Annotated in this window: 2 protein-coding genes and 1 pseudogene; all 3 read left to right on the forward strand. The window is 67.9% G+C overall.

Going from position 1 to position 1,892, the window contains the following annotated elements; translation table 11 throughout:
* A pseudogene (locus tag EHS43_RS48585) lies at positions 1-117 on the forward strand (IS5/IS1182 family transposase); the annotation flags it as partial.
* A gap of 239 nt (positions 118-356) precedes the next feature.
* A complete protein-coding gene (locus tag EHS43_RS43650) occupies positions 357-866 on the forward strand; it encodes a lanthionine synthetase LanC family protein (RefSeq protein ID WP_260470996.1) in 510 nt (169 codons plus the stop codon).
* A gap of 87 nt (positions 867-953) precedes the next feature.
* Positions 954-1,892, forward strand: a 939-nt coding sequence (locus EHS43_RS43655) for a methyltransferase domain-containing protein (RefSeq protein WP_125195951.1), incomplete at its 3' end; no start/stop codon positions are given.

Consider the following 1,892-nt stretch of genomic DNA (forward strand, 5'->3'; position numbering starts at 1 on the left):
GCCTTCGCCCGGCTCAAGTCCTGGCGCATCATGCGCAGAGCACGTTCCTCCACCCGCCGCATCAGCCGCACCGTCCAAGCCATCCACACACTCATGACCTGCGACTATTCAGGATGAAAGAGGCTCACTGACCTTTAAAGTGCGGTGTCGGCGGGGTGGGCCGTGATCCGGCAGCTGTTGCCGGTGCCGGCCTGGATGCGGTGCTGGGGAGGGCAGCCCGAGGTGTATTGCCACCGGGCGATACTCGATGCGATCCGCTGCCTGGTCGACAAGGGGAACCTTCAGGAAGGCGGTTGGAGGAGATGTTTTACAGGGAGATAGAGGATCACATACTCGCGGTCTATCACTGTGGGTAATTGCTTCCGGGGTCTTCCCGGCTGCCTTGCTCGCGTGCCTGGTGGCCGGACCTGATCACCCGAGCCGAACACCGAAGCTGCGAGCTCCAGCGTCCAGGACCGAGACGCCCGTCCTGGTGCTACGGCACCCCCGGCATCGCCCGCGCTCAGCAACTCGCCGGCGTCGCCCTCGGCGACCGTGACCGGCAACGGCAAGCCGAGCAGGCCCTGGCTGGATGTCTGGCCGACGACCAGCAGCTCGCCCAGCTCACCGACGCATCGCTCTGCCACGGTTGGACGGGGCTCATACAGACCGTCTCCCGTACCGCCGCCGACGCCCTCGACGACGAACTCGCGTCGCATCTACGCCGACTGAACGTCCGGCTCAACAAGCACCTGGACCACCACGGACTGCCGGTCGGTGCCGGCCTGATGGACGGCACGGCAGGTATCCACCTGGTCCGTCTCACCGACCCCGTCAACACGGCGATCACCGCCCCCTGGGACCGCTGCCTGCTCCTGACAGGGTGACGCCGCGAACCGCATCCGCACACCAGAACAAACGAGAACGACCTGCCCCTGCCGTACGCACAGCCGGGCACCTTCCGAAAGGACGCGATGAACACCCCCACTGGCGCCTGCCCCGAGGACCTGCGCAACCGCCTGGTCGACGCCATCCTGAAAGAGGACCTCTCCGGCCTCCGCGACTCACGCGCCGAGACCGCCATGCGGACCGTAGCCCGCCACGCCTTCCTCCCCGACGCACCCATCGAGGCGGCGTACGCCAACAAGAGCGTGACGATCAAGGACAACCCGGACGAGGACGCACTCCCGCTGAGCTGCGCCTCCCAGCCCGACGTCGTGCACTTCATGCTGGTCCAGCTCGCCGTCCGCGAAGGCGACAACGTCTTCGAAATCGGGGCCGGCACCGGCTACAACGCCGCCCTGCTCAAGCACCTCACCGGGAAGTCCGGCCGGGTCACCACATGCGACATCGACCCCGACGTGACCGCCTACGCCCGCCGGACGCTGGACGCCAACGGATACGACGACGTTCGCGTCGTCACGAGAGACGGCGCCCTCGGCGCCCCGGAATTCAGCCCGTACAACCGAATGATCGCCACGGTCGGCATGTGGGACCTCCCCGGCGCCTGGTGGGACCAGCTCGCCGTCGGCGGACGCCTCGTGGTCCCACTGCGGTGGCGCGGGCTCTCCAGGGCCGTGGCCTTCCAACGCGAAGAGGGGCGGATGCGGTCCGACTCCGTCAAGATGTGCGGCTTCCTCCCGGTGATCGGCCAGGACGGAGAGCGGAACGACTACATCGACGACGACCGGCTCGTCCGGCTCTACTGGGACGAGGACCAGTCCATCGCCCCGGAACTCCTTCGCGACGCGCTCACCCGACCGAAGTCGGTCGTCTGGACCGATGTGACGGTCGGCCCCGTCGAGTCGTTCGACGGCGTCTGGCTGCGGCTGAGCGCCACCGAGCGAGCGACCTGCCGCATCACTGCGAAGCCCACAGCGGGTGAGGCCGGCCTCCACCGCCCCGCCTCACCC

Origin of the sequence: Streptomyces sp. RP5T (genome assembly GCF_003933965.1) — a bacterium.
Taxonomy (GTDB): Bacteria; Actinomycetota; Actinomycetes; order Streptomycetales; family Streptomycetaceae; genus Streptomyces.